This window comes from Amycolatopsis sp. SB7-3, from assembly GCF_041021335.1.
GTDB classification, from domain to species: Bacteria; Actinomycetota; Actinomycetes; order Mycobacteriales; family Pseudonocardiaceae; genus Amycolatopsis; species Amycolatopsis japonica.
Genome location: NZ_JBFPJQ010000001.1, coordinates 512,538 through 531,653, shown reverse-complemented (window position 1 = coordinate 531,653; position 19,116 = coordinate 512,538). Strand labels below are relative to the sequence as shown.

19 protein-coding genes are annotated in these 19,116 nt (G+C 70.0%); 13 read left to right on the top strand and 6 right to left on the bottom strand.

Annotation, left to right across the window (positions count from 1 at the left end):
• Positions 1 to 62 precede the first annotated feature (62 nt).
• Positions 63 to 485, top strand: coding sequence for a hypothetical protein (locus AB8M46_RS02475; RefSeq protein WP_394359435.1), 423 nt, complete (start codon positions 63 to 65; stop codon positions 483 to 485).
• Here the strand turns inward: AB8M46_RS02475 and AB8M46_RS02470 are convergent.
• Positions 466 to 1,317: a DegV family protein gene (locus tag AB8M46_RS02470; RefSeq protein WP_081975891.1), complete on the bottom strand. Its 852-nt coding sequence runs from the start codon at positions 1,315 to 1,317 to the stop codon at positions 466 to 468. The two genes, AB8M46_RS02475 and AB8M46_RS02470, sit on opposite strands and share 20 nt — an antisense overlap.
• Before the next feature lie 243 nt (positions 1,318 to 1,560).
• Between AB8M46_RS02470 and AB8M46_RS02465 the strand changes: the two genes are divergently transcribed.
• The 4 genes from AB8M46_RS02465 to AB8M46_RS02450 all read left to right on the top strand — a co-directional run bounded on the left by AB8M46_RS02465 (position 1,561) and on the right by AB8M46_RS02450 (position 5,169).
• On the top strand, positions 1,561 to 2,346 hold the full coding sequence (locus AB8M46_RS02465) for an electron transfer flavoprotein subunit beta/FixA family protein (protein ID WP_037341879.1): 786 nt from the start codon (positions 1,561 to 1,563) through the stop codon (positions 2,344 to 2,346).
• Positions 2,347 to 2,372: 26 nt separating this feature from the next.
• Positions 2,373 to 3,332 carry an electron transfer flavoprotein subunit alpha/FixB family protein gene (locus AB8M46_RS02460; RefSeq protein ID WP_037341881.1) on the top strand — a complete coding sequence of 320 codons (960 nt, stop codon included), beginning with the start codon at positions 2,373 to 2,375 and terminating at the stop codon, positions 3,330 to 3,332.
• A gap of 176 nt (positions 3,333 to 3,508) precedes the next feature.
• Positions 3,509 to 4,291: a GNAT family N-acetyltransferase gene (locus AB8M46_RS02455; protein ID WP_394359434.1), complete on the top strand. Its 783-nt coding sequence runs from the start codon at positions 3,509 to 3,511 to the stop codon at positions 4,289 to 4,291.
• Positions 4,288 to 5,169, top strand: coding sequence for a lysophospholipid acyltransferase family protein (locus AB8M46_RS02450; RefSeq protein WP_394359433.1), 882 nt, complete (start codon positions 4,288 to 4,290; stop codon positions 5,167 to 5,169). The genes AB8M46_RS02455 and AB8M46_RS02450 overlap by 4 nt, the downstream gene beginning before the upstream one ends.
• Before the next feature lie 81 nt (positions 5,170 to 5,250).
• On the opposite strand, the gene AB8M46_RS02445 is transcribed toward AB8M46_RS02450, so the two are convergent.
• On the bottom strand, positions 5,251 to 6,141 hold the full coding sequence (locus AB8M46_RS02445) for an NADP-dependent oxidoreductase (protein WP_394359432.1): 891 nt from the start codon (positions 6,139 to 6,141) through the stop codon (positions 5,251 to 5,253).
• 134 nt (positions 6,142 to 6,275) lie between these two features.
• Between AB8M46_RS02445 and AB8M46_RS02440 the strand changes: the two genes are divergently transcribed.
• The 4 genes from AB8M46_RS02440 to mnmA are packed head-to-tail and all read left to right on the top strand — an operon-like array spanning position 6,276 to position 11,288.
• Entirely contained in the window at positions 6,276 to 7,532 is a 1,257-nt protein-coding gene (locus AB8M46_RS02440) for a LuxR C-terminal-related transcriptional regulator (protein ID WP_394359431.1), read from the top strand.
• Between the two features lie 33 nt (positions 7,533 to 7,565).
• On the top strand, positions 7,566 to 8,945 hold the full coding sequence (locus tag AB8M46_RS02435) for an MFS transporter (RefSeq protein ID WP_394359430.1): 1,380 nt from the start codon (positions 7,566 to 7,568) through the stop codon (positions 8,943 to 8,945).
• A 49-nt stretch (positions 8,946 to 8,994) separates the two neighbouring features.
• Positions 8,995 to 10,191 (top strand): cysteine desulfurase family protein, encoded by a 1,197-nt coding sequence (locus AB8M46_RS02430; RefSeq protein WP_394359429.1) that lies wholly within the window; start codon positions 8,995 to 8,997, stop codon positions 10,189 to 10,191.
• Positions 10,192 to 10,196: 5 nt separating this feature from the next.
• Positions 10,197 to 11,288, top strand: a complete 1,092-nt coding sequence (mnmA, locus tag AB8M46_RS02425; protein WP_037341899.1) for a tRNA 2-thiouridine(34) synthase MnmA — start codon at positions 10,197 to 10,199, stop codon at positions 11,286 to 11,288.
• 78 nt (positions 11,289 to 11,366) lie between these two features.
• Here mnmA and AB8M46_RS02420 read toward each other — a convergent pair whose 3' ends face one another.
• The 3 genes from AB8M46_RS02420 to AB8M46_RS02410 all read right to left on the bottom strand — a co-directional run bounded on the left by AB8M46_RS02420 (position 11,367) and on the right by AB8M46_RS02410 (position 13,760).
• Positions 11,367 to 11,810, bottom strand: a complete 444-nt coding sequence (locus tag AB8M46_RS02420) for a GNAT family N-acetyltransferase (protein WP_394359428.1) — start codon at positions 11,808 to 11,810, stop codon at positions 11,367 to 11,369.
• A complete protein-coding gene (locus AB8M46_RS02415) occupies positions 11,807 to 12,844 on the bottom strand; it encodes an MBL fold metallo-hydrolase (protein WP_394359427.1) in 1,038 nt (345 codons plus the stop codon). The genes AB8M46_RS02420 and AB8M46_RS02415 overlap by 4 nt, the downstream gene beginning before the upstream one ends.
• 109 nt (positions 12,845 to 12,953) lie before the next feature.
• Positions 12,954 to 13,760 (bottom strand): phospholipid scramblase-related protein, encoded by an 807-nt coding sequence (locus AB8M46_RS02410; protein WP_037341907.1) that lies wholly within the window; start codon positions 13,758 to 13,760, stop codon positions 12,954 to 12,956.
• A 120-nt stretch (positions 13,761 to 13,880) separates the two neighbouring features.
• Here AB8M46_RS02410 and AB8M46_RS02405 point away from each other — a divergent pair, with 120 nt between their 5' ends.
• From AB8M46_RS02405 to AB8M46_RS02390, 4 genes are read left to right on the top strand one after another with little or no spacing between them, the layout of a single operon-like run.
• Complete coding sequence (locus AB8M46_RS02405; RefSeq protein WP_394359426.1) at positions 13,881 to 14,918, top strand: methionine synthase; 1,038 nt, start codon at positions 13,881 to 13,883, stop codon at positions 14,916 to 14,918.
• A 22-nt stretch (positions 14,919 to 14,940) separates the two neighbouring features.
• Positions 14,941 to 15,645, top strand: a complete 705-nt coding sequence (locus tag AB8M46_RS02400) for a hypothetical protein (protein ID WP_394359425.1) — start codon at positions 14,941 to 14,943, stop codon at positions 15,643 to 15,645.
• 10 nt (positions 15,646 to 15,655) lie between these two features.
• Entirely contained in the window at positions 15,656 to 17,791 is a 2,136-nt protein-coding gene (gene ligA, locus AB8M46_RS02395) for an NAD-dependent DNA ligase LigA (RefSeq protein ID WP_037341913.1), read from the top strand.
• Positions 17,784 to 18,281, top strand: a complete 498-nt coding sequence (locus AB8M46_RS02390; protein WP_394359424.1) for a GNAT family N-acetyltransferase — start codon at positions 17,784 to 17,786, stop codon at positions 18,279 to 18,281. The genes ligA and AB8M46_RS02390 overlap by 8 nt, the downstream gene beginning before the upstream one ends.
• Before the next feature lie 72 nt (positions 18,282 to 18,353).
• Here AB8M46_RS02390 and AB8M46_RS02385 read toward each other — a convergent pair whose 3' ends face one another.
• On the bottom strand, positions 18,354 to 19,007 hold the full coding sequence (locus AB8M46_RS02385) for an amino acid-binding protein (protein WP_037341914.1): 654 nt from the start codon (positions 19,005 to 19,007) through the stop codon (positions 18,354 to 18,356).
• Between the last annotated feature and the right edge of the window lie 109 nt (positions 19,008 to 19,116).

Sequence of the window (19,116 nt, the reverse complement as noted above, 5' to 3'; positions counted from 1 at the left end):
CCTACCGGCCGGTCACTTCGGCCCGCGTGTCACGTTTCGCGGCGCCACGCAGTCCAGGAGGTATGCAACGGACAATCACCCGCGTACTGCTCGTCGTCTTCGGTCTCATCGAACTGCCCGTCGGGCTGTGGCCGCTGTTCAGCCCGGAGGGCTTCTACCGGGACTTCCCGGGATTCCGCACCGGCTGGGTGGCGATGGACGGCCCCTTCAACGAACACCTGATCCAGGACTTCGGCGGCCTCAACCTGGCGCTTTCCGCGATCCTGATCGGCGCCGCCGTGATCGGGACGACGGCCGTGGCCAGGTTGGCGGCGCTCGCCACCTTCTGCTTCGGGTTGCCGCATTTCCTCTACCACCTGGGCCACGTCTCGCATTTCGAGCCGGTGGACCAGGTGCTGATCATCGTGACGACGGCGCTGGGCGCGGTGCTCCCGGTGGTGCTGGCGCTGATCCCCTCGAAGCGGGCTACACCGGCGACACCGTGATGCCGATGGCACCGGGCCCGAGGTGGGCGCCGAGGATCATGCTGGCGTCCACCAGGGTGCTGTCGACCATATGCGGCAGCCGCGCCCGCAGCCGCCCGCCGATCTCGAGGTCGCGTTCGTCCGGGCCGAACCGGGTGATGGCGACCTCGACATCCTGGTCGCCCGCGCATTCCACCGCGAGGTCGACGAGTTTGTTGAGCGCCCGCCGCTGGCCCGGCACCCGGGTCAGCGGGGCGACCTCGCCGTTCTTCAGCGTCAGCAGGGGTTTGATCGAGAACGCGGAGCCGAGGAACGCCTGCGCCGCGCCGATCCGGCCGCCGCGGCGCAGGAACTCCAGCGTGTCGACGTAGAGGATCTCCCGGCTGCCGCGGAAACGGCGTTCGGCCGCGTCGATGACGCGGGTGGCCTGCCCGCCGGCGGCGGCGACCTTGGCCGCCGAGGTCGCCGCGAAACCCAGGCTCATCCCGGTGGTCCCGCTGTCGAGGACGTGCACCGGGATGTTCACCTGCTGGGCGGCCTCGCGGGCGGCGTTCACCGTCTCCGACATCCGTCCCGAGATGTGGACGCTGACGATCGCGGACGCGCCCTTGCTCGCGGCGTCCTGGAACGCCCAGAAGAACGCGGCGACCTCGGGCGGCGCCGTCTTCACCGGCGTCCCCGCCCGCAGATGGCCGATGATCTCCTCGCGGTCGTAGCGGTTCTCCTCGTCGAACTGCTCTCCGACCTGCAGTTGGACCTGAACGACGCCGATTCCCCAGCGTTCGGCGACCGGGGCGGGAAGGCAGGCGGTCGAGTCCGTGATCACGGCGACAGGGCCGGGCATGGAACGCATGGTGGGGCAGGTTATCCCTTCACCATCTCCGGGAGTACCCCGGAATACGGCCGTTCGGGTTAGTCGGCCGGTTACACTCACTTCCGGGTGAATTACCTGGACGATGGTCCCACTAAAACGTGCATCCAGGTGAATGAGGTCACCTCGGCGGGCCGCGGCGCTGAAATGGCCCTAATCTACCGGCCAGTAGAGCTGTTGCCCCGTGGCCGACGCCGGCCACTAACGGGAGGTCGAAGTAGACCCATGACGAACATCGTTGTCCTGGTCAAGCAGGTACCGGACACCTACTCGGAGCGGAAGCTCTCCGGTGCCGACAACACTCTTGACCGCGAATCCGCCGACGCCGTGCTCGACGAGATCAACGAGAAGGCCGTCGAAGAAGCACTGAAGATCAAGGAAGCCGGCGAGGGCGAGGTCACCGTCGTCTCGGTGGGTCCCGACCGCGCGACCGACGCGATCCGCAAGGCGCTGTCCATGGGCGCCGACAAGGCCATCCACGTCTCCGACGAGGCCCTGCACGGTTCCGACGCGATCGCCACCGCCAAGGTGCTGGCCGCCGCGATCTCGAAGGTCGAAGGCTTCGACCTGGTCATCACCGGTAACGAGGCCTCCGACGGCCGCGGTGGCGCCGTGCCGGCGATCATCGCCGAGCTGCTCGGCCTGCCGCAGCTGACCCACGTGAACGAGCTGACCGTCGAGGGCACCTCGATCAAGGCCGACCGCTACACCGAGGACGGCGTCACGCACCTCGAGGCGAACCTGCCCGCGGTGGTGAGCGTCGGCGAAAAGATCAACGAGCCGCGCTACCCCTCCTTCAAGGGCATCATGGCCGCCAAGAAGAAGCCGGTCGAGACGCTGACCGTCGCGGACCTGGGCGTCGACGCGGCCGAGGTCGGCCTCGGCAACGCGTGGTCGTCCGTGCTCGAAGCCTCCCCGAAGCCGCCGCGCACCGCCGGTGAGCGCGTCGAGGACGAGGGTGACGGCGGCAGCAAGGTGGCCGCCTACCTGGTCGCGCAGAAGCTCATCTGAGACAGGTTTCGAGGAGGAATAGGGAAATGGCTGAAGTACTCGTCCTCGTCGACCACGTCGACGGTGAAGTCAAGAAGGTCACGCTCGAGCTGCTGACCGCCGCTCGTGAACTGGGTGAGCCGTCCGCGGTCGTCGTCGGCCCGACCGGCACCGCCGCCAAGGCGAAGGAAGCCCTCGCCGCGCACGGCGCCGCCAAGGTGTACGTCGCCGAGGGCGACAACGCCACCGGCTTCCTGGTCACCCCGAAGGTGGACGTCCTCGCCGCGCTCGCGGAGCGGACCTCCCCGGCCGCCGTGCTCGTCGCGGCCAGCGCCGAGGGCAAGGAGGTGTCCGCTCGTGTCGCGGTCCGCCTCGGCTCCGGTCTGCTGTACGACGCCGTCGGCGTGAACGGCGACGGCAGCGTCGACCAGTCCATCTTCGGTGGCGCGTTCTCCGTGAAGTCCAAGTCCACCAAGGGTGTCCCGGTCATCTCGGTCCGCCCGGGCGCGGTCGAGGCCGCCCCGGCCGAGGGTGCGGCCGCCGAGGAGACCGTCGAGGTCCCCGCGGGCGACCCGGCGAAGTCCGCCAAGATCACCGGCGTCGAGCCGATCGTCGGCGGCGACCGGCCGGAGCTGACCGAGGCCTCGGTCGTCGTCTCCGGTGGCCGCGGTGTCGGCTCGGCCGACAAGTTCGACGTCGTCGAGGCGCTCGCCGACTCGCTCGGCGCCGCCGTCGGTGCTTCCCGCGCCGCCGTCGACTCGGGCTACTACCCGGCGCAGTTCCAGGTCGGCCAGACCGGTAAGACGGTCTCGCCGCAGCTGTACATCGCGCTGGGCATCTCGGGTGCGATCCAGCACCGCGCCGGTATGCAGACCTCGAAGACCATCATCGCGGTCAACAAGGACGCCGAGGCGCCGATCTTCGAGATCGCCGACTTCGGTGTGGTGGGCGACCTGTTCAACGTCGCGCCGCAGCTGACCGAAGAGGTCCAGAAGCGCAAGGGCTGAGTCCTTCGTTCGAAGCGGGGCCGTCCGGGATTTATTTCCCGGGCGGCCCCTTTCCCGTGACCGGGAAGTGACTTCCCAGCCTGAGAGAAGCCTGAGAACCCGCAATTAACGGAACGTGCACTAATCGGCCATCGGGCGCATTGTCGTTGGTACCCCTCCAGGGGTAGACCTGGGTCATGACGACGTCACAGCTCCTCGTCAGCACTGACCAGGCAGGTGTCGAACTCCCGGCCGACGCGCCGCGTTACTCCCTTCTCGTGGCGAACGGAAACGAAGAAGTCGTCGCCGCGCAACGCCTCCGCCACCGGGTGTTCGCCGAGGAAATGGGAGCGACGCTCAATTCCCCCGAACCCGGCCTCGACGTCGACTACTTCGACGAGTTCTGCGATCACCTCGTGGTGCGCGACGACAACACCGGCGAGATCGTGGGCACGTACCGGATGTTGCCGCCCGATCGGGCCGCGCGGGCGGGGAAACTGTATTCCGACAGCGAATTCGATCTCACCGCCCTGGATTCCCTGCGTCCTTCGCTGGTCGAGACGGGCCGCTCGTGCGTGCACCCCGACCACCGCAGCGGCGCCGTGGTGAGCCTCGTGTGGGCGGGGATCGGGCGCTACATGCTGCTGGCCGGGCACCGGTATCTCGCGGGCTGCGCGTCCGTGCCGCTGACGGACGGCGGGGTCTACGCGGCGGGCGTCTGGGATGTCCTGCGTGCCAAGCACTACGCGGATGAATCCCTTCGGGTGACGCCGCTGAACCCGTGGCTGAACGAGAAGATCGAGCGGCCCTCGCGTGCGATCCTTCCGCCGCTCATCAAGGGCTACACCCGCCTGGGCGCGAAGATCTACGGGCCGCCCGCGCTGGACGCGGATTTCGGCGTCGCGGACTTCTTCGTCCTGCTGGATCTGCACAACGTCGACGAGCGATACCTCAAGTTCTTCCTGGGAGAGCAGGGATGAGCCACGCCTGGATGCCGAAGTCGCCGTGCGGCGACGGCTGCCTGACCGAAGGGGCGCCGAAGGTGGCGTTCGGCCGGCGGGTCCTGCGGTTCACCGCCGCGATCGGCGTCATCTTCGGTGCCTTCCTGAGCGCGCCGCTGGTGCTCGTGTTGCGCGGCAAGCCCCGGGAACGGTTGGTGCGCCTGCTTTTCGCGGGGATCCTCCGCTCGTTCGGGGTGAAGCTGCGCGTGCTCGGCGACGAGCGGTTCCGCGCCGTGCCCGGCCGTGGCGCGCTCGTGGTGAACAACCACATCTCGTGGCTGGACATCATCGCGGTCAACGCCGTCCAGCCGATGCGTGCGCTCGCGAAGAAGGAGGTCGGCGCCTGGCCGGTGCTCGGCCTGCTGGTGCGCCGCGGCGGCAGCATCTTCCTCGACCGGGAGAATCTGCGGAGCCTCCCCGCGACGATGGACGAACTCGCCTCCGCGATGCGCGGTGGATCACTCGTCAGCGTGACCCCGGAAGGCACCACCTGGTGCGGTCTCGGCTCGGGCCGGTTCCGCCCGGCGACCTTCCAGGCCGCGATCGACGGCGGTGTCCCGGTGCGGCCGCTCGCGTTGCGGTTCCGGCTCGCCGACGGGCGGGAGACGACGCAGCCGGCGTTCATCGGGCCGGAGTCGCTCATCGCTTCACTGCGGCGGGTCGCGGCCCTGCGTGGTCTGGTGCTGGAGGTGCACGTGTGCCCGGAGATCGCGCCGGGCCGCGCTTCGGACCGGCGGGAACTGGCCGCGCTGGCGGAATCCGCGGTGCAGGCGGCTCTCGGGCGGGTGCAGATCCCGGCTCAGCGGCGCCGCCGCGCTCCGGTCGTCGCTCCCGCTCCCAAGGCGGTCTCGCAGTAACTCCCGGATGTCATGAAAGGGCCGTTCAGGACGTTTTCTGTCCTGAACGGCCCTTTCATGACATTCGCCGGTAGCCCGGCATCACTCCAGCGTCAGCGTGATCTTCCCGCCCGCGTGCCCGGTCGCGCTTTCCCGGTGCGCCGCGGCGGCATCGGCGAGCGCGTAACTCGAACCCAGCTTCAGCTTCAGCCCCCGCGCGACGAGATCCTCCAGCACCGCGGCGGTTTCCGAGCCGCCCGCCGAAAACTTCAGTCCCTGCGCGTAAGCCGCCGGGTCCGCGATGGTGATCAGCCGGTCGGGTGAGCCGAGCAGCTCGACGGAGTCACCCAGGACACCGAAACCGGCGGCGTCGAAGACCGCGTCGACGCCGTCCGGCGCGGCCGAGCGGACCCGCGCGAGCCAGCCGTCGCCGTACTGGACCGGCACCGCGCCGAGCGCCTTCACCTCGTCCAGCGACGAGGCCCCGGCGAGCCCGATGACCGTGGCGCCCAGCGCGACGGCGGCCTGCGTCGCGATCCGGCCGACCTGGCCGCTCGCACCGTGGATCACCACGGTTTCGCCCGGCTTGACCTCGAGTTCGCCCAGCACCCGCAACGCGGTTTCCCCGGCGATGGGCAGCGCGGCGGCTTCGGCCCACGAAAGCCCGGCGGGTTTGCGTATGACCGTGCTAGCCAGCGCGTACTCCGCGTACGTACCGGTCTCCGACCAGCCGAAGACCTCGTCCCCGACGGAGAAACCGGCACCTTCGCCCACCGCGTCCACCACGCCCGCCAGTTCCAGGCCGGGGATGTGCGGGAAGTCGACGGGCCGGACCTCGGCCATCGCGCCGGACCGGATCTTCCAGTCGATCGGGTTGACGCCGGCGGCCTTGACCGCCACCCGAACCTGGCCAGGGCCGGGCTCCGGCAGCGGGGCCTCGTCGAGCCGCAGGACGTCCGGTTCGCCGTACTGGGTGATGGTGATCGCTCGCATGTTCACTCCTGTTCGGATTTCTTCGCTGCGATCAGTCAACCGGCGCCCGTACCCCGCCCGAACCAGTCGGACGAGCAGTGTTCACTAGCCGGGAGAGCAGCGTCCCCGAGCCGGGACGCGCCTACTGTGGACTCATGGATCCGCTGCAAGTGCTGAGCCAGGTCGAGTACATGCTCGCCGCTCCGCGCCCCGAACTCCTGCCGCGTTTCTCGGCGACGGCCGCGACCGTCCTGCCGCATCGCGCCGCCGCGATGGAGACCGGTGACTGCTCGCGTCTGCCCGTCAAGGTCGACGGCGACCCGGAGATCACCGGCGCGGTCACGAGCGCGGAGCTTCAGCGGCTCGCCGCGCTCGGCGTGCCGGGCCAGGCCGTGGTGGCCGAGGACACGCTCGGCGGGAAGCACCGGAAACTCGTCGTCCTGACCTCGGCGCCGGTGATCGGCAAGGGCGCGATGATCGCGCTCGTCCCGACCGAGGACGAACCCGCCGAAAGCGCGCTCGCGTTCGTCGCCAAGCTGTGGGACATCGTCAGCGTGAACGCCGCCCAGCGCGCCACCGACCCCGAACCCGCCGTCCTGGAGAGCAACATCGCGGCGGCGACCGCCCGGGCGCGGGCGATCACCGATCTGGGGCAGACCCACGCCACCACCCTGACGTCGCTGCTTTCGGTGCTGCGGTCCCGCCGGCTCGGCGACGCCGCCGCCCGGCAGACCGCGACCGACCTCGCCGCGGCCGCGCTGGTCGAACTGCGCTCGATCGCCGACCGCGACCAGGAACTCTCGGCGGAACCGGCCACGGAGGCGTTCGGCATCCTCGTCACGCAGCTGGATCCCTTGGTGCGCCACAACGACGTGACCGTCGACCTCGCCGGGCCGGACGACGAACGGCCGCTCCCGCAGGACATCGCGCACACCGCCCGCACGGTCTCGCGAGGTCTGGTGCTCGCCGCGCTGGAGCGGGGCAGCACCCGCGTCCGGGCGTCCTGGCGGATCGACGGGCAGGACCTCCGCGTCACCGTGCGCGACGACGGCCCGGACGTCGCCCGCGCCGTCCCCGCCGCCGGTCTCACCGAGCGGATCACCCCGCTCGGCGGCCGCTGGGAGGTCGACGCCGTCCCGGACTGGGGCGCCACGATCACCGCCGTCCTGCCGCTGGGTGTGCGGGAGACGCCGGAACTGCGGCCGCTGGACCGGCTGAACCCGCGCGAACTGGAAGTCCTCGCCGGGATCGCGCGCGGGAAGCGGAACCGGCAGATCGCCGACGAGCTGGCCCTGACCGAGCACACGGTGAAGTTCCACGTGCGGAAGATCCTCGGGAAGCTGGAAGTCAGCTCGCGCGGCGAGGCCGCCGTGCTGGCGCGTGAGCTGCGCCTGGAGTCCGTCGGCGCTTGACCTCCACCGAACTGGAGGTTGCAGGCTCGTCGTATGACGATCACTGGGGGCAAGGCCGAGCCGAAGGGTGTGCTCTGGACACCGGAGCATCGCGTGACCACCATCGGGCTGCTGCTCATGGTCACGCTCATCGCGTTCGAAAGCATGGGCGTCGCCACCGCGATGCCGACGATGGTGGCCGACCTCGACGGTCTCGCGCTGTACGCCTGGCCGTTCACCACCTTCCTGGTGGCCAGCGTGGTCGCGACCGTCCTTTCCGGACGCCTCGGCGACCGCAAGGGCCCGGCGCCCGCGCTGCTCGCCGGAACCGCGCTGTTCGCCGCCGGACTGCTGGTCGCGGGGTTCGCGCACGACATGCCGCTGCTCCTGCTCGGCAGGGCGTTGCAGGGCTTCGGTTCCGGGCTCCTGCTGGTCTCGGTGTCCCTGCTGATCGCGCTCACCTTCACCGACCGGGAACGTCCGGTGATCTACGCGGCCAACGCCGCCGCGTGGGTGCTGCCCGCGGTGATCGGGCCGTCGGTCGCGGGCGTGGTGACCGTGAGCGTCGGCTGGCGCTGGGTGTTCCTGGGGCTGATCCCGCTGACCGGGATCGGGCTCGCCCTGCTGGTCGTCGTCACGCGCAAGCTGCCCCGGCACGTGCCCGCCGAGTCCGCGCGCCGCGCCGGGGTCGTGCCCGCGGTGGTCGCCGCCCTCGGCGTCGCCGCGCTCACCTGGGCGGCGCAGCATCCGTCCCTCGTGGCGCTGGCCTACGGCGGGGCCGGCCTGATCGCCCTCGCGTACGCGCTTAGCAAACTCCTGCCCGCCGGGACGCTGTCGTCGCGGCCGGGGTTGCCCACAGTGATCGCTTCACGCGCGTTGATCGCGGGCGCGTACGCCGGGATGGAGGCGTACCTGCCGCTCACGATGACCGAGGTCCACGGGTACAGCCCCGCGCTGGCCGGGCTGCCGCTGACGGTGACCGCGCTGGGCTGGTCGGCCGGGTCGATGCTGCAGGGCCGCATGCTCGACTGGTCGCGCGAGGCGTCCCTGAGGACCGGGTTCGCGCTGGTCGCGGCCGGTCTGGCGATCTTCGTCTTCGTCCCGCTGCCCTCGTTCCCCGGCTGGATGGCGTTCGTGGCGTCGGCGGTCGGCGGCTCCGGGATGGGCATCGCGATGCCCGCGATCTCGGTGCTGCTGCTCCGGTACTCGCCGGAGGCGGAACGCGGGTTCAACACCTCGGCGCTGCAGCTCGGCGACTGGGTCGGATCGGCCCTGACCATCGGTTTGGGTGGCGTTCTGCTCGCTTCGCTGGCTTCGGCGAAGGAGCCTTCGGTGGCGATCGTGGTGCTTTCGGTCGTGCTGACCGGCATCGCGTTGCTCGGGGTGCGGGTGACCGGCCGGTGGCCGTCGGATATGAGCGCCGCCACCCGCTGATGAGGGTGGGCTTGGTCACGCCCCGGAACGGGCTACCCTGAAGGATGCGATGACCTATCTCGACCACGCGGCGACCACCCCGATGTTGCCCGAAGCCGTAGCGGCGATGTCCGAGGCGCTGTCCACAGTGGGCAACGCCTCCGCGCTGCATTCCTCGGGACGCCGCGCCCGCCGCCGGGTCGAAGAAGCCCGCGAAGTGATCGCGGAGGCGCTGGGCGCCCGGCCGTCCGAGGTGATCTTCACCGCCGGTGGCACGGAGAGCGACAATCTCGCGGTCAAGGGCATCTTCTGGGCTCGCAACGGCGAGGACGCGCAGCGCCGCCGGGTGCTGTGCAGCACCGTCGAGCATCACGCCGTCCTCGAGTCCGTCGAGTGGCTGGAGCAGCACGCGGGCGCCGAGATCGGCTGGGTCGAGGTCGACGAGACGGGCCGGGTCACCCCGGAGTCGCTGCGCACCGCCATCGGCGACAGCCCGGAGACGGTCGCGCTGGTCACCGTGATGTGGGCGAACAACGAGGTCGGCACGGTCAACCCGATCGCCGGACTCGCCGCCGTCTGCGCCGAGCACGAGATCCCGCTGCACACCGACGCCGTCCAGGCCGTCGGCGCGGTGCCGGTCGACTTCGCCGAAAGCGGCGCCGCGGCGCTGACCCTCACCGCGCACAAGCTCGGCGGCCCGTACGGCGTCGGCGCGCTGCTGCTCGGGCGCGACACGGCGTGCGTGCCGGTGCTGCACGGTGGCGGCCAGGAGCGCAGCGTGCGCTCGGGCACGCTGGACGTCCCCGCGGTGATCGCGTTCGCGACGGCGGTGAAGGCCACGGTCGAGGGACGCGAGGAGTACGCGAAACGCGTCGCCGAACTGCGCGACGACCTGATCGAGGCGGTCCGGCGCGAGGTGCCGGACGTGGTGCTCAACGGTGGCGAGGGCGAGCGCCTGCCCACGCACGCCCACTTCACCTTCCCCGGGTGCGCGGGGGACAGCCTGTTGATGCTCTTGGACGCCAAGGGCATCGAATGCTCCACCGGATCGGCGTGCACGGCGGGTGTCGCGCAGCCGAGCCACGTGCTGCTGGCCATGGGTGCCGAACCCGCGGCCGCGCGCGGGTCGCTGCGGTTCTCGTTCGGGCATACCTCGGCACCGGAAGACGTTGAAGCGGTTTCGAGGGAGATCGCGGGCGTCGTCGACAGGGCGAGGCAGGCGGGACTCGCCGGAATGCGCAAGCAGACGCAGAAGCAAGAGGTGTGAGGAAGATGCGCGTACTGGCCGCGATGAGCGGGGGAGTGGACTCGGCGGTGGCCGCCGCGCGCGCCGTGGACGCCGGGCACGAGGTCGTCGGCGTGCACCTGGCGCTGTCGGCGAAGCCCGGCACGCTGCGCACCGGATCCCGTGGCTGCTGCACGATCGAGGACTCCGGCGACGCCCGGCGAGCCGCCGACATCCTCGGCATCCCGTTCTACATCTGGGATTTCGCCGAGCGCTTCACCGAAGAGGTCATCGAGACCTTCGTCGGCGAGTACGCCGCCGGCCGGACGCCGAACCCGTGCGTCACCTGCAACGAGAAGATCAAGTTCGAGGCGTTGCTGGACAAGGCGATGGCGCTCGGCTTCGACGCCGTCGCCACCGGGCACTACGCCCGTCTGTCCCTTGTGGACGGTGTACCGGAGCTGCGGCGCAGCGTCGACTCCGGCAAGGACCAGTCCTACGTGCTGGCGTCGCTCACCCCGGAGCAGCTGCGGCATTCGCTGTTCCCGCTGGGTGATTCGTGGAAGACCGACGTCCGCGCCGAGGCCGCGAGCCGTGGCCTGTCGGTGGCGAAGAAGCCGGACAGCCACGACATCTGCTTCATTCCCGACGGCGACACGAAGAGCTTCCTGGAGAAGCGGCTCGGGCAGCGTCCGGGGCAGCTCGTCGACGCGGAGACCGGCGCCGTGCTCGGTGAGCACACCGGTGTGCACGGTTTCACCGTCGGCCAGCGCAAGGGCCTCGGCATCGAGGCGCCGGCGCCGGACGGGCGACCGCGCTACGTGCTTTCGCTGGAGCCGGTTTCGGGCACCGTGAAGGTCGGTTCCGCGCGGGATCTCGGCGTGGACGTGATCGAGGCGGACCGCCCGATCTGGCCGAGCGAGCGGCCGCTGGACGGGCCCACGGAATGCGTCGTCCAGGTGCGCGCGCACGGCGGGATCGTCGAGGCCGTCGCGGAGGTTTCCGGCGACTCGGTCACCATTCAGCTGCGCGAGCCGCTGCGCGGCGTCGCTCCGGGGCAGGTCGTCGTGCTGTACCGCCCCGATGCCGCCGAAGGCGACCTCGTGCTCGGCAGCGCGAAGATCTCCGGAACCCGCTGACCGCCCGCATTTAGTCCTCTGGATGCGGTCCTTGCGCGTGCAACTACCGCATCCAGAGGACTAAATGCGGGGCGGGGGCTAGAACTTCAGCTTGAAGCCGGTGTGCGTCGCCTCGAAACCGAGGCGTTCGTAGAACCGGTGCGCGTCCTCGCGTTTCACGTCCGACGTCAGTTGCACGAGGGCGCAGCCCCGCCGCCGCGATTCGTCGATGGCCCACCTCAGCAGCTCGCCGCCGAGGCCGGAGCCGCGATGGCTCGACCGCACCCGGACGGCCTCGATCTGCCCGCGCAGCGCGCCTTTCCTGGCCAGGCCGGGAATGATCGACAGCTGGAGCGTGCCGACGGCCTCCCCGCCGTCGTCGGCGACGATCAGCAGTTGCGCCGGATCGGCGTCGATCTGCTCGAAAGCCTTCAGGTACGGCGTGAGGTCGTCGGCCGAATCACGGGTGCTGCCGATCTGGTCGTCGGCGAGCATCCCGACGATCGCCGCGACGTCTTCCCGGCGCGCTTGACGGATGATCATGACGCGTAGTGTCGCACCCCGTCGGTTTCGGTCGAGGTGAGTTTCCCTTGGGCCACCAGCAGATCCAGATGCGAACCGGTCTCGAGCACGGCGAGCATCTGGTTGAACGGGTCCATGTCGGGCAGCTTGCGCCGCTTGCGCGTCCAGCCCAGCCGCAGCGCGACCTCGTACGCCGTCGTGACGTCCGCGGTGATCTCGGCGCCCATGACTTCGAGCCGGTCGCGGTGGTGCTCCAGCAGTTCGTCCACGCGGGCGTGGACGCTGTCGGTGACGGGGCCGTGCGCCGGGAGCATGCGCCGGTCCGGCATCTCGCGCACCAGGCGCAGAGAGTCGAGGTAGTCGCTCAGCGGCAGTTCGGTGGGCACCGGCTGGAAGCCGATGGACGGCGTGATGTGCGGCAACACGTGGTCGCCGGAGAACACCAGCCCCGCCTCGTCGTCGACGAAGACGACGTGCCCATCCGTGTGGCCCGGCGTGTGCACGACGTCGAACTCGCGGCCGGGCACGATCGCGCGTTTCCCGGGGACGAGCCACTCGTCGGGCTGCTCCCACAGATGCGCCTCGGTGTGCCGGACGCCGCCGAAGGCCTTGGCGAGTTCCTCGACGACGGGGTCCGCGCCACACCGCTGGAGCAGGCCGACCTGCGCCTCCATCGGGAAGCGGTCCGGATCGCCGGAGCGCACCAGCGACGGCTCTTCCCGTTTCCCGAGCCCGAGTCTTCCGCCGAATTCGCGGCGCAGTTCCACGGCCAGCGTGTAGTGATCGCGATGCACGTGGGTGATCAGGAACTCGTCGATGTCGCCGAGATCCGCGCCGAGCGCCTTCAACCCGCGCGAAAGCCGTTCGCGCGCCGACTCCAGCGCCCAGCCCGAGTCCACGAGGACCAGGCGGGTGCCATCGGTGACGACGTAGACGTTGACCGCGCGCAGCGCGTCCTGCGGCAGGGGCAGCGGGATCCGGTGGACCCCCGGCGAAACCGTGTAGACGCCTGGCTCCGCCCAGTCCCGTTCGCCGTCTTCCGGCAACGGCTCCATGGTGACCTCCGTCCCGGACGCACTCCGGTGTGCCGCCCAGTCCCACCACTTTGTGCCGCCGGAAGCCGAGTGTCCACTTGAGCGGGGTGAGACCCCGGTCACTACGGATTCAGCGATCGTCCTGCTTCAGCGCGGTGTCGATCGTCAGCGCCGAAGCGACCACCATCGACGCCAGCGGATCCCGCAGCGGCCGGTGGATCTCGACGACGTAGTTGTCGGCGGTGGTGAACGCGGCCTTCACGAAACCGCCCCAGGTCTTGGTGATCCGCGCGATCTCGACGTCGGCGTGGTCCTTGATCACGAAGTTCCACGCCCGCCAGTTCTCCGCGAAGATCCCGCCCACCTTCTGGCCGTTCACCACGAAACCCAGCCGGATCTTGCCGAAGACGTTCTCCTGCACGATCTCCCCGATGGGGGAGTCGTCGGCCTTCGTCACCAGGAACCGGGATTTGAACACCTTCGCGGGCCGCGTCACCTTCAGCACGGTGCTGTGGTTCGCGTCGCGGATTTCGAAGCGGTGGGTCAGGAACTGGTCGTAGTTCGTGAGCAGCCGGATGGCCTTCTTCAACGTGCTCTGCCCGACCTGGACGACGCCGCCGAGGCGGTTGCCGTTCTGGTCGAACACGCCGAACTCGTTCGACATCTCGATGAGTTTCGCGCGCTGGTTGACCACCAGCACGGGTTCGGAGAACAGCGTTCCGCCGCCGACCACGCCGGTGGCCCGGCCTTGGGTCCCCCGTGCCGCCTGCGCCCGGATCTTGTTCGGGTCGTGCGCGCCTTCGATATCCAGCTCGATCATCTCGGCGTCGTGCGACGGCCGCGTGTTCGCGGTCCAGGCCTGCCCGTCCCACCACCGGTACACGCGGGGGTTCTGCTGGTCGGGATACCAGCCGGCGGGCTGTGGAGAGCTCGTCATGGCAGGTCAGCGTAATGCGCGCGGCGCCGTCTGGGGCTCGACGACGGCAATTGCGTCGAATGTCCGTGTCCTCCCGTGCCCCGCCGCCCCGCACACTCGGACCAAGGGGAGAATCCGGGTGTGAACGAACGACCCTGGCCCCCTGGCGCGGCCACCGCGATCGGTTCCCTGCCCGGTACCGATCCGGTCGAGGCCGCTTCGATCGTGTTCGGTGAACTGCCCGAATTCCCCTGTATGCCCGAACTTCCCGCTCGCGGCGTCGGCGCCGACATGATCGGCCGGACGGCGGCGTTGCTGGTCGACCTCGCCGTCGAGGTGGTGCCGAGCGGCTACCGCGTCACCGCCCGTCCCGGGCACGATCACCGCCGGGCCCTCGATCTGATGAACTGGGACCTCGACGCCGTCCAGGAGGCGCGGGAGAAGGCGGGTGCCGCGCCGCCAGCCTTCAAGATCCAGGTCGCCGGCCCGTGGACGCTGGCCGCGAACGTCGAACTCCCGCGCGGACACCGGGTCCTCACCGACAGGGGCGCGCTGCGTGACTTCGCCGCTTCGCTGCTCGATGGCTTGGCCGGGCACGTCGAGGAATTGAAATCGCGTATCGGCGCGCCCGTCGTGATCCAGTTCGACGAGCCGTCGCTGCCCGCGGTCCTCGCCGGTGATCTCCCGACGGCGTCCGGCTACGGCACCGTTCCCGCCGTGCCCGCGCCGGAAGCCCGCGAGCTGCTTTCGACGGTGATTTCGGGCGCGGAGCGCATCACCGGTCAGCCGGTCGCGGTGCACTGCTGCGCCGAAAAACCGCCGATCTCGTTGCTGCGCGCGGCGGGGGCGAAGGCGATCGCGTTCGACTTCGCCTTGCTGAAGGGCGCTTCGCCCGCGCTGCTCGACGAAATCGGCGAGACGCTGGACTCCGGCACGACGCTGATGCTCGGCCTCGTCCCCACCACCGACCCCGGCGTGCCGGTGGAACTGCGTGACGTGGTCTCGCCCGTCCTCAAGCTCGTCGACCGGCTCGGCTTCCGCCGCGAAATCCTCGCGGACCAGGTCGTGCCGACGTCGGCGTGCGGGCTCGCGGGTGCCACTCCCGAGTGGATGCGCCGCGCGCTCACGCTCAGCCGTGAGTCCGGCAAGGCTTTCACCGAACCGCCTGAGGGCTGGTGAGCGGCGCGGTAGCGTGCCCGTCATGCGTTTGTTCCGCCGTTCCCGTAAATCCGAGGACGTTCCCGACCCCCGTACCGCCTGGCCGGAGCAGCCGGTCCCCGAGGACGCGGCCGCCGCGGCGGCGAAGTTCTGGGAGGCGTGGTTCGCGCTCCTGCCGGAGGTCAGCGCCGCCCTCGGCGACCGTGAACCGCATCGGGTGGAACACGACCTCTGCACCATCGTCGAGGCACTGCATCCCCGGCTGCACTTCTCCCTCGATCGTGGGCACCGGGCGATCTACTCGCTGGTGCTGACCGGCCAGGAGGATCCGGAACTGCGCCCGTACACCGACGCGTGGAAGGCCGCGGCGCCGCCGGAGGACGCGATCTGGGAGTACCACGACTCCGTGCCGCCCGTCCCCGATCCGAGTGAAGTCACCGTCAACCTCGGCGAGACCCGCATCGCGCTCGCCGACGTCCGGGTGACCGCGAAGGTGGACGAATCAGCCGGACGGGTGGACGTGACCGTGTTCCATCCGCTGATCGAAGAGCTGGCGCCGGAGACCCGGACGACCATGACCTTCCTGCCGCTGGACGCCACGCTGGGTGAGCGTGTCGCGGCCGAACGCCTCGGCAAGGTCGAGCTGGTGACCGAGGCCCAGGACGGACAGCTGACCCTGCTCGAACTACGCGAAGTGGTCGGCGGACTCGGTTCACCGGAGCCCGGAAATGTCGGTACCCCCGACTAGGGTTACCCCCGTGAGCAGCGAACTTCCCGAAAACATCGAGCCGGCGCAGGACGTCACCGACGTGCCTGCCGACGTCCGTGAACGGCATGCCGAGCTGGCGGAGGAGATCCGCGGCCACCAGTTCCGGTACTACGTGCTGGATTCACCGATCGTGTCCGACGGTCAGTTCGACGAGCTGCTCAACGAACTCCAGGCCATCGAGGACGAGTATCCGGGGCTGGTGACGCCGGAGTCGCCGACGCAGAACGTCGGCGGCACGTTCTCCACCGAGTTCGTCGCGCACGACCACCTCGAGCGCATGCTCAGCCTCGACAACGTCTTCGACACCGAGGAGTTCGAGGCCTGGGTCGAGCGGGTCCAGAAGGAGATCGGCGCGACGAAGTACCTCGCCGAACTGAAGATCGACGGGCTCGCGATCAACCTGCTGTACGAGAACGGCCGCCTGACCCGCGCGCTGACCAGGGGTGACGGCCGCACCGGCGAGGACGTCACGCTCAACGTCCGCACGCTGGAACAGGTGCCGGAGCGGCTGACGGCGACGGACGAGTTCCCCGTGCCCGCCCTGGTCGAGGTCCGCGGCGAGGTGTTCTTCCGCGTCGAGGATTTCCTGGCGCTGAACGCGAAAATGGTCGAGGCGGGCAAGGATCCGTACGCGAACCCGCGCAACACGGCCGCCGGATCGTTGCGGCAGAAGGATCCCAAGATCACGAAGTCGCGCAACCTGCGGCTGATCTGCCACGGCCTCGGCAAACGCGAGGGTTTCGAGCCGAAACGCCAGTCCGAGGCGTACGACGCGCTCGCCGCGTGGGGCCTGCCGGTCTCGCCGCACAGCAAGGTGCTGACCTCCGGCAAGGAGCTGCTGGAGCACATCCAGTACTGGGGAGAGCACAGGCACGACGCCGAACACGAGATCGACGGCGTCGTCATCAAGGTCGACGAGGTCGCGCTGCAGCGCCGTCTCGGCACGACGTCGCGCGCGCCGCGCTGGGCGATCGCCTACAAGTACCCGCCGGAAGAGGCGATCACCACGCTCCTGGACATCCAGGTCAACGTCGGCCGCACCGGGCGGGTCACCCCGTTCGCGGTGATGGAGCCGGTGAAGGTGGCCGGATCCACGGTCGCGATGGCGACCCTGCACAACCAGGAGGAGGTCAAGCGCAAGGGCGTGCTGATCGGGGACAAGGTCGTCATCCGCAAGGCGGGCGACGTCATCCCCGAGGTGCTCGGCCCGGTCGCCGACGCGCGCACCGGTGAAGAGCGCGAGTTCGTCATGCCGTTGCGCTGCCCCAACTGCGACACCGAACTGGCGTACCAGAAGGAGGGCGACATCGACATCCGTTGCCCCAACGCGCAGTTCTGCCCGGCGCAGCGGAGGGAGCGGCTGTTCCACCTGGCGAGCCGGAACGTCTTCGACATCGAGGTGGTCGGGTACGAGGCCGCGGTGGCGCTGCTGGACGCCGGTGTCGTGCACGACGAGGGCGACATCTTCGACCTGGACGAGGAGAAGCTGCTCCAGGTCGAGCTGTTCCGCACCAAGGCGGGGGAGCTCTCGGCCAACGGGCGCAAACTGCTGGAGAACCTGGAAACCGTCAAGGATCGTCCACTGTGGAGGGTGATCGTCGGGCTGTCGATCCGGCATGTCGGCCCGACGGCCGCGCAGGCGCTGGCGCGGGAATTCGGTTCACTGGAACGGATCGAGAACGCCTCCGAAGAGGAGCTCGCCGCCGTCGACGGTGTCGGCCCGACCATCGTGCGGGCCGCGAAGGAATGGTTCGAGGTCGATTGGCACCGCGAGATCGTCGAGAAATGGCGTGCGGCGGGCGTGCGGATGGAGGAGGAGCGCGACGAGTCCGTCCCGCGCAACCTCGAAGGCCTGTCCATCGTCGTCACCGGCTCGCTGAACGACTACTCCCGCGACGAGGCCAAGGAGTTCATCATGGCCCGCGGCGGGAAGGCGGCCGGTTCAGTGTCGAAGAAGACGGCGTTCGTCGTCGTCGGCGACGCGCCGGGCTCGAAGTACGACAAGGCCGTCCAGCTGAAGGTGCCGGTGCTCGACGAGAACGGCTTCCGTGTGCTGCTGGAAGACGGGCCCGAGGCCGCCGCCGAGCTCGCGCTGCCGACCGGCGAGGAGGAGAGCGGTGAGTGACCTGGAGATCCGGCCCGCGCGGCCGGAGGAGCTGACGGCCGTCGGGGAGCTCACGCTGGCCGCGTACTCGGCGGAGCGGAACCTAGTCGACGGCGTGGGCTACGCGACCGAGTTGCTCGACGCCGCCCGGCGGGCGGAGCTGGCGGAACTGCTGGTCGCGGTGGAGGGGGACGGCACGCTCGTCGGCACCGTCACCATCGCGCACCCGGGGACGCCCTTCGCCGAGCTGTCCCGCGAGGGTGAACTGGAGTTCCGCATGCTCGGGGTGCTGCCCTCGGCGACCGGGCGCGGTATCGGCGAGGCGCTGACCAGGGCGGTCATCGCGCGGGCGCGGGAACTCGGCGCGGCCCGGGTGGTCCTGTGCAGCCTGGAGACGATGACGCGGGCCCACCGGCTCTACGAGCGGCTCGGCTTCGTGCGGCTGCCCGAGCGGGACTGGGAGCCGCATCCCGGGGTGACCCTGATCGCGTACCGCCTGGAGCTCGCCTAACCCCGCATTTAGTCCTCTGAATGCGGTACTTGCGCGTGCAACCACCGCATTCAGAGGACGAAATGCATGAGGTCAGCTGTCCAGAACGACGGCGACGATCCCGGCGAAATGCGCCAACCGCGCCACCTCGGCGGCCCGGAAGTTCGGCCCGCCCGGCCGCGCGACCAGCAGCGCCTTGCCCGGCTTCCCCAGCGGCGTCGCCGCGAGCTCGGTCCCCAGTTCCTTCCACGTCTCCGGCACCCACGCCTCTTCGGCGTCGAGGATGGTGGCGCGTTCCAGCGGCAGCCACGGCAGATCGGTGATCGGCGTTTCGGGAGCGGCATTGGACGACGCCAGCCGGATCGCGCCGGCCTCGGCGTGCTCGACGACGACGGCCCAGCCCGCCCGGATGATCCTCGGCACACCTTCGGCGAGGATCTCCAGCCCCGAAGCGGGCTTCGCAGCGATCTCCTCGACCAGTTCGAGCTCACGATGGGTGTCCAGCACCCCGGCGTACGGCCGGACGGCGTCGACCTCGACCCCGTCGACGCTTTCGGCGGCGGTGATCAGCGCGTCCGGCAGCCTGCCGGAGGGGATTTCGACGACGAGGTCGTCGATGGCGACACCGCCGCCCCGTTCGACGACGTCCACGCTCAGGATGTCGGCGCCGACGGTGCCGAGCGCGGTGGCGACCGCGCCGAGGGTCCCCGGGGTGTCCGGTAATTGGACCCGGATCAGGAACGACACACGCGCCCCTCTCGCCTCAGGCGTCCCAGCCTCGCCGTGGAACGCGCTACGCCGGGCGCCGATTGTGACAGACCGGACGAGGTAATGGGACCCGACGTCCGGGGCGCGG